At 63.9% G+C, this 7,944-nt stretch carries 6 protein-coding genes and 2 pseudogenes; 1 reads left to right on the forward strand and 7 read right to left on the reverse strand.

The annotated features are described in order from the left end of the window. Positions 1-39 precede the first annotated feature (39 nt). Positions 40-513 carry a methyltransferase family protein gene (locus tag AUC71_RS15680; RefSeq protein WP_069625001.1) on the reverse strand — a complete coding sequence of 158 codons (474 nt, stop codon included), beginning with the start codon at positions 511-513 and terminating at the stop codon, positions 40-42. 266 nt (positions 514-779) lie between these two features. On the opposite strand from AUC71_RS15680, the gene AUC71_RS15685 reads away from it, so the two are divergent. Beyond that, a complete protein-coding gene (locus tag AUC71_RS15685; RefSeq protein WP_069624998.1) occupies positions 780-2,306 on the forward strand; it encodes a DEAD/DEAH box helicase in 1,527 nt (508 codons plus the stop codon). A gap of 108 nt (positions 2,307-2,414) precedes the next feature. Here AUC71_RS15685 and AUC71_RS15690 read toward each other — a convergent pair whose 3' ends face one another. The 6 genes and pseudogenes from AUC71_RS15690 to sufB form a co-directional block, all read right to left on the reverse strand. After that, positions 2,415-2,804 (reverse strand): HesB/IscA family protein, encoded by a 390-nt coding sequence (locus tag AUC71_RS15690; protein ID WP_069624999.1) that lies wholly within the window; start codon positions 2,802-2,804, stop codon positions 2,415-2,417. A 46-nt stretch (positions 2,805-2,850) separates the two neighbouring features. After that, complete coding sequence (locus AUC71_RS15695) at positions 2,851-3,282, reverse strand: SUF system Fe-S cluster assembly protein (RefSeq protein WP_083238503.1); 432 nt, start codon at positions 3,280-3,282, stop codon at positions 2,851-2,853. 74 nt (positions 3,283-3,356) lie between these two features. Further along, entirely contained in the window at positions 3,357-4,583 is a 1,227-nt protein-coding gene (locus AUC71_RS21560) for a cysteine desulfurase (RefSeq protein ID WP_069625003.1), read from the reverse strand. Positions 4,584-4,727: 144 nt separating this feature from the next. Further along, a pseudogene (gene sufD / locus AUC71_RS21565) lies at positions 4,728-5,999 on the reverse strand (Fe-S cluster assembly protein SufD); the annotation flags it as partial. 11 nt (positions 6,000-6,010) lie between these two features. Further along, complete coding sequence (sufC, locus tag AUC71_RS15705) at positions 6,011-6,766, reverse strand: Fe-S cluster assembly ATPase SufC (RefSeq protein WP_069625000.1); 756 nt, start codon at positions 6,764-6,766, stop codon at positions 6,011-6,013. A gap of 42 nt (positions 6,767-6,808) precedes the next feature. Next, a pseudogene (sufB, locus tag AUC71_RS15710) lies at positions 6,809-7,944 on the reverse strand (Fe-S cluster assembly protein SufB); the annotation flags it as partial.

The following is a 7,944-nucleotide window of genomic DNA, read 5'->3' on the forward strand; positions in this document are numbered from 1 at the left end:
GCGCGCCTTCGCCGAGCCGGAGGAGCTCGACATCTAGCCTCAGAGCCAGCGCGGCACGCGCGCCGCGTAAGCGCGGTAGGCGTCGCCGAACTTGCGCTCCAGATACGCTTCCTCGCGTAGCACAACGCCGCGCTGAAGGATCAGCACCACGGGCAAGAGGAGCAGCAGGATCCAGACGCTCGTCAGCACGATCGACAAGCCGAAATAAACCAGTACGAAGCCGATATAGATGGGGTTCCGCGTGAAGCGGTAAGGCCCCGCGGTGACCAGAGCGGCCGCGGGCTGGCCGGGCGCCACATGGGTGCCGGCGCGGCGGAACATTTGGATGGCGCGGATGGCCAGTGCGAAGCCAACGGCGACAAAAATCAGGCCCACCGTGAGGCCGAGCCCGTTCGGCGAGGCGAGACCCGGCCCGATGGGAACGTAGCGGGTCAGGACATAGCCCAGCGCCAGAGCCGCCAGGAAGAGGAACGGCGGCTTGATCGCCACGTCAGCATAGTCGTTCGTCTTCATCCGCCTTTCGCCCTTTGCCACCTGGATTTCGCGTCTTGGAGCCGAAAACAGCCCCAAGCCGGGCTATTTACCCTGACTGTGCGAACTTTTGCCCCTTGCGCGGCCCGTTCATGCCGCCTATGTCATGGACAAGCTATCCACGGTCATAAGGCCGTAATGCTTCGATGGTCACTTGCGCGAAGCCCGCGAATCGTAGCAGCAAATCTTTGCGCCCTTAGAAAGAAGACGCGCGGCCTAACAGGTCAGCGCGGTAATATTGCTAACGCATGAGCTTTTCTAATCTTGGCTTAAGCCCCAAAGTCGAAGCTGCCGTGGAAGCGGCAGGTTTCGATATACCCACCCCGATTCAAGCGAGCGCCATTCCGATCGCGGTCACCGGCCGCGACGTCCTTGGCATCGCACAAACCGGCACCGGCAAGACGGCATCCTTCGTGCTGCCCATGCTGACGCGGCTTGAACGCGGACGCGCCAGAGCACGGATGCCGCGGACACTTATCCTGGAGCCGACGCGAGAACTCGCCGCCCAGGTGGCCGAAGCCTTCGAGCTCCTCGGCAAGAGCCACAAGCTGACGGTGGCGCTTCTGATCGGCGGCGTTTCCTACGACGAACAGGACAAGAAGCTCGATCGCGGCGCGGACGTGGTGATCGCGACCCCGGGCCGACTGCTCGATCATCGCGAGCGCGGCAAGCTTCTCCTCAACGGCGTCGAGATCCTGGTGGTCGACGAAGCCGATCGAATGCTCGACATGGGCTTCATTCCCGACATCGAGCGTATCTGCAAAATGCTTCCCTTCACGCGGCAGACCCTCTTCTTCTCGGCGACCATGCCGCCCGAAATCGCCCGTCTCGCCGACAACTTCCTTCACAATCCCGAACGCATCGAAGTGTCGCGCCGGCCACCGCCGCGACGACCATCGTGCAACGCCAGAAGACGTCCGACGAGCCCGCCGCCAAAGCGCCAGGCCCTTCGCGAGCTAATGAAAGAGGTGGACGTCAAGAACGCCATCATCTTCTGCAACCGCAAAAAGGATGTCGGTGTCGTGTTCCGCTCGCTGCAACGTCATGGCTTCAATGTCGGGGCGCTTCACGGCGATATGGACCAGCGGCAGCGCACGGCGACACTGGACGCGTTCCGCAACGGCACGATCGCCTTTCTTGCCGCGAGCGACGTGGCGGCGCGAGGCTCGATATTCCCGCGGGTGAGCCACATTTTCAATTACGACGTGCCGGTGCACCCGGAAGACTACATCCACCGCATCGGCCGCACGGGCCGCGCAGGCCGCGAAGGTTTCGCCGCCATGCTGGTGACGCCTAAGGACCGCAAGGCCCTGAAAGCCATCGAGGCGATGCTGCGCCAGGAGATTCCTTGGCTCGACGGCGCCTCCACCTCCTCTGCTCCCGAAGAGCCTGCGGAGACCGAAACGTCGGAGCGCGGCAATGGGCGGGGTCGCGGCGCGCGGCGCTCGCGGCGCGGCGGCAGAAATCGGCCAGCCCTTCGAGCGAGGCAAAACCGGCTCAACGCAACGAGGCGGCGACGCCGGCGACAAGCCCTGAAGCCTCCGAAAGCAACAGCCGGCCACCTAAGGCCTGCCGAAGGCAACGGCCGGCCCCAGAAGGCCGCCGAAGGCAATGGCAGGTCACAGAAGCCGCGCGAGGCTCAAGGCCGTGACGGCCGGCGTGAGAAGCAGGGATCGAAGGACGATTCCAGGCGCTCCGATCAGCCACAGGCCAAGGCGCGCGGCATGGGCGACCACGTTCCGGCCTTCATGATGCGCTCCGTGCGCGTGCCGTAGGCGCCTTCTGAAGATAATGCTTTTGTCGTGGCCGGGCCTGTCCCGGCCATTCGCATTTTTTGGGGGCGACAATGCGCAGCCGGCACGTGGCTTATGATCTGGGAAGTCTTAGTCGGAAGAGGCTTCGGCGGTATCGCGCTCGGTCGCAGCCTGCAACATCACCGACTCGCCGCAGCCGCAGGCGCTCGTCTGGTTCGGGTTGTTGAACACGAAGCCAGAGCGCATCTCATTCACCTGATAATCCATCTCGGTGCCCAGCAGGAACATCACAGCCGTGGGGTCGATCAGGAGCCGGACCCCCCTGTCCTCCACCACCTCGTCATGCGGCCCGCGCTCTTGCGCGTATTCCATGGTGTATTCCATGCCGGCGCAGCCGCCGTTCTTCACGCCGATGCGCACGCCGTCGATCTCCGTGCCCGAGGCGGCGGAGAGCTTGCGGATGCGCTCCGCGGCGGCTTCGGTGAGGCGCATGGCTTGGGGTCGAGGACGCGTGTTCATGAGTGAAACTTGGGCCTATTTGGTCAGGCGTTCAAGGGCTTGAATCTTAGAACATATTTAAAGCGAGGCGGGCCTCGTCGGACATGCGGGACATGTCCCAGGGCGGGTCAAAGGTGAGATTCACCTTCACCTGGCCGACGCCGGGCACCGAAGACACGGCATTTTCGACCCAGCCCGGCATGTCGCCGGCCACCGGGCACCCCGGCGCCGTCAACGTCATGTCGATCTCGATATTGCGGTCGTCGTCGACGTCGATCTTGTAGATGAGCCCAAGCTCATAGATGTCGACGGGGATCTCCGGATCGAACACGGTCTTGAGCGCGGCGACGAGATCCTCCCGCAACCGCTCAAGCTCCTCGGGCGGAATGGAGGACGGCGCGTCCTCCTCGATCGCCGCAGGCTCGGGCGCGGCACCAGGCTCACCCGGCGCCGGCGCTTCGCCAGGCGCCTGCACGTGACCGGGCGCGGACTGGCCCATGCCCGGCGACAGATCGTCGGCCGCTTCCTCGGTCTCGTTTCGCTGAGTCTTTTCAATCATCTCGCTTGTCTCTCTTAAGAGAACATCTCACGGGTCTTCCGCAGCGCATCCGCCAGCCGGTCGACCTCCTCGAAGGTATTATACATGGCGAATGAGGCACGGCATGTCGAGGTCACGCCAAATCGCGCGAGCAGCGGCTCGCAGCAATGGGTGCCGGCGCGCACGGCCACGCCGTAGCGGTCCAGGATCGTGCTCACATCGTGGGCGTGAGCGCCTTCCACCTCGAAGGAAATGATGCTGCCTTTGTCCTTGGCGCGGCCGAAAATCTTCAGCCAATTCAGTTCCCCGAGCTTTTCCATGGCGTAATCGAGTATTGCCCGCTCGTGGGCGGCGATGCGCTCGCGGCCGATCCCCTCCACGTAGTCGATGGCCGCGCCGAGCCCGATCGCCTGGACGATGGCCGGGGTGCCCGCCTCGAAGCGGTGCGGCGGCTTGCCGTAGGTGATCTCGTCGGTCGTGACGTAGCCGATCATCTCCCCGCCCCCCTGATAAGGCGGCATCTCGTCGAGCAGCTCCTTCTTGCCGTAGAGAACGCCGATGCCGGTGGGACCGTAAAGCTTGTGACCGGTGAAGGCGTAGAAGTCGCAATCGAGGTCCTGCACGTCGACCGGCATGTGCACGGCGCCTTGGGCGCCATCGACCAGTACAGGGATGCCGCGTTCGTGGGCGATGCGCACGATCTCCTTCACCGGCACGATCGTGCCCAGCACGTTCGACATATGCGTAATGGCGATCATCTTGGTGCGCGGCGTGATGAGCTTCTCGAACTCCTCGAGCAGAAACTCGCCCTCGTCCGACACCGGCGCCCATTTCAGCACCGCGCCTTGCCGTTCGCGAATGAAGTGCCACGGCACGATGTTCGAGTGATGCTCCATGATGGTGAGCAGAATCTCATCGCCGGCGCCGATGCGCGGCCGCCCGAAGGACGAGGCCACGAGGTTGATGGCCTCGGTGGCGTTGCGGGTGAAGATGATCTCCTCGTCGGCGCGCGCATTGAGGAACGCCCGCACCTTCCCGCGCGCCTCTTCGAAATTGGTGGTGGCCAGATTCGACAAATGATGGAGCCCGCGATGGACGTTGGCGTATTCGTGGTCGTAGGCGTGGGCGATGGCGTCGATGACTTGGCGCGGCTTCTGTGCGGACGCGCCATTGTCGAGATAGGTCAGCGGCTTGCCATGGACCGTCTCAGACAGAATGGGAAAGTCCGCGCGGATGGCCTCGACATCGAAGCTTGCATCCATCGCGCGGAGATCCTTGGCGCCGACATCCTTGGCCGATGGTGTGAGGATGGTCATGGCCTCATGCCTACGCCGCCGGCGCGCCGAGCCATTCGGCGGCAGCAGCGTTGAAGGCGTCCTGCACGGCCTCGTTCTCACGACCGCGAAGGCCTCGCCGACAAACGCCTGGATCAGCAGCGCGCGCGCCTCCTGCTCCGGCAGGCCGCGGGACTTCAGATAGAACAGCAGCTCTTCGTCGATCTGGCCGGAGGTGGCGCCGTGACCGCAGACCACGTCGTCGGCGAAGATCTCGAGCTCGGGCTTGGAGTCGAACTCGGCCGTCTCGGAGAGCAGCAGCGCTTGGGCCATCTGCTTGCCGTCGGTCTTCTGCGCATCGGGCAGAACGACGACCTTGCCCTGGAAGATGCCGCGGGCCTCGTCGTCGAGCACGAGCTTGAACAGCTCCCGGCTCGTGCAGGCCGGCACCCGATGCTCCACGATGAGCGTGGTATCGCAATGCTGCTTGCCACGCAGAAGATCGGCGCCTGATACGTCCGTCGCCGAGCCCTCGCCATCGAAGCCCACATAGAGCTGATTGCGGGCCAGCGCCGCACCAAGGGAGAATTGGAACGCGTTATAGCGGGCGTCGGCGGCGATGTTCGCCGTCCACACATTCAAGTGAATCGTATCAACGGCTTCGCGTTGCAGCTTGATATGTTGAATCGTCGATTTGTCGCCAAGCCTTAGCTCGGTCACGGCGCTGCGCTGAAGCCCTTGCATGCCGAGCGTGCCGTAGCTCTCGAGCACGGTGGCGGAGGCGCCCTCCTCCGCGACGATGACGTTGCGGGTGAAGGTCGAGGCAGGCTCGCCGGTGCCGTCGAGATGCACGATATGGATCGGCTTTTGCAGTGTCAGGCCTGCCGGCAGACGCAAGGCGACACCGCCGGTCATCAGCGCGGTGTTGAGCGCGAGCACCGCGTCGTCGCCGCGCGGGTTCACCTGGCCGAGCGTCTCCTTGAGCCACTCCGGCGGCATTTCGAGCAAATGCGCAAGCGAGCCCAGCTCGGCGCCGGCCTCACGCAGACCCGTCATGTCGGAGAGATCGACCCGAAGCTCGCCTTCGACCAGCACCAGGCGATAGGCCGGCAAGGCGGCGATCTGCTTGCCCAACGCTGCCTCGAAGTCTGCTTCGCTCACGGAGGCGCCCAGCGCCACGATGAGGGGGCTCACCTCCTCGAGGCGCGCGCGCAAATCGGTGTATTTCCACGCCTCCACGCGGCGATGCGGCAGCCCAAGGCCCGCATAAGCCTTGATGGCGGTCTTGCGCAGCTCCGCCACGAAGGGGTTGGCCGCGCCAGGCAGCGCGCTCTCCGCCTTCGCGTAAAGATCGAGCAGCTCCTGCTCGGCCTTGCTGCGAAACTGTTGGACGGACAGGTCCATAAGCACTCCCCCTACGCGGCCGTGGCTTCGCCGCCGAATTCGGCGTAACCGGATTTCTCGAGCTCAAGCGCAAGCTCGGGCCCGCCCGAACGCGCCACGCGGCCGTCGGACATCACGTGCACTTTGTCCGGCACGATGTAGTTCAACAGGCGCTGATAGTGGGTAATCACGAGCATGGCGCGTTCTTTCGAGCGCAACGCGTTCACGCCGTCGGCGACAATACGAAGCGCGTCGATGTCGAGGCCGGAATCCGTCTCATCGAGCACGCAGAGACCCGGCTCCAAAAGCGCCATCTGCAGGATCTCGTTGCGCTTCTTTTCGCCGCCGGAAAAGCCGACATTGAGCGGCCGGCGCAGCATCTCGACGTCGATCTGCAGCTCCTTGGCCTTCTCCTTCACCAGGCGAAGGAAATCCGGCGTGGAATACTCCTCCTCGTCGCGGGCCTTGCGCACCGCGTTCACGGCGCTGCGCAGGAAGGTCATGGTGGCGACGCCGGGAATCTCCATCGGATATTGGAAGGCCAGGAACACGCCGGCGACGGCGCGCTCGGAGGGGTCCATCGCGAGCAGGTCCTCACCGTTCCAGGTGATCGAGCCGTCGGTGACCTCGTAGTCCTCCTTGCCGGCCAGCACGTAAGCGAGCGTCGACTTGCCGGAGCCGTTCGGGCCCATGATGGCATGCACCTCGCCAGCAGGCAGCGTGAGGTCGAGGCCTTTGAGGATCTCGCGATCCTCGATCTTGGCGTGGAGGTTTTTGATCTCAAGCATGAATCCGTCTTTCCAAGTCTCTGGTATTGAATCCGTTCGCGGTTAGCCGACCGAGCCTTCGAGCGAGATGCCGATGAGCTTCTGAGTCTCGGCCATGAACTCCATGGGCAGGTGCTGAAGCACGTCGCGGACGAAGCCGTTGACGATCAGCGCCACGGCCTCCTCCTCCGAAAGCCCGCGGCTAAGGCAGTAGAACAGCTGGTCGTCGGAGATCTTCGAGGTGGTCGCCTCGTGCTCGAAGGTCGCGCTCGCATTCTTGGCTTCGATGTAGGGCACGGTGTGCGCGCCGCATTTATCGCCGATGAGCAGCGAGTCGCAGCAGGTGAAGTTCCGCGCGTTCGTCGCCTTGCGATGGGCGGAAACCAGCCCGCGATAGGTGTTGTTCGAGTGCCCGGCGGCGATACCCTTGGAGATGATGCGGCTCGACGTGTCGCGGCCGAGATGGATCATCTTGGTGCCGCTGTCGACCTGCTGATAGCCGTTGGAGATGGCGATCGAGTAGAACTCGCCGCGTGAGCCGTGGCCGCGCAGGATGCAGGACGGATATTTCCAGGTGATGGCGGAGCCGTTTCGACCTGCGTCCAGGAGATCTTGGAGCGGTCGCCCCGGCAATCGCCGCGCTTGGTGACGAAATTGTAGACGCCGCCCTTGCCCTTGGCGTCGCCCGGATACCAGTTCTGCACCGTCGAGTATTTTATCTCGGCATCTTCCAGCGCGACCAGCTCGACCACGGCGGCGTGAAGCTGGTTCTCGTCGCGCATGGGCGCGGTGCAGCCTTCGAGATAGCTCACATAGGCGCCCTTGTCGGCGATGATGAGCGTGCGCTCGAACTGGCCGGTGTTCTCGGCATTGATGCGGAAATAGGTGGAGAGCTCCATGGGGCAGCGCACCCCTTCCGGCACGTAGACGAACGAGCCGTCGGAGAACACCGCGGAGTTCAGCGTCGCGTAGAAATTGTCGGAGACCGGGACGACCGAGCCCAGATATTTCTTCACCAACTCCGGGTGGGTCTTGATGGCCTCGGAGATGGAGCAGAAGATCACACCCGCCTTGGCCAGCTCCTCCTTGAAGGTGGTGACCACGGACACAGAGTCGAACACGGCGTCGACCGCGACCCGCGGCGCGCCTTCCACGCCGGCCAGCACTTCTTGCTCCCTCAGCGGGATGCCGAGCTTCTC

Origin of the sequence: Methyloceanibacter marginalis, assembly GCF_001723295.1 — a bacterium.
GTDB lineage: Bacteria > Pseudomonadota > Alphaproteobacteria > Rhizobiales > Methyloligellaceae > Methyloceanibacter > Methyloceanibacter marginalis.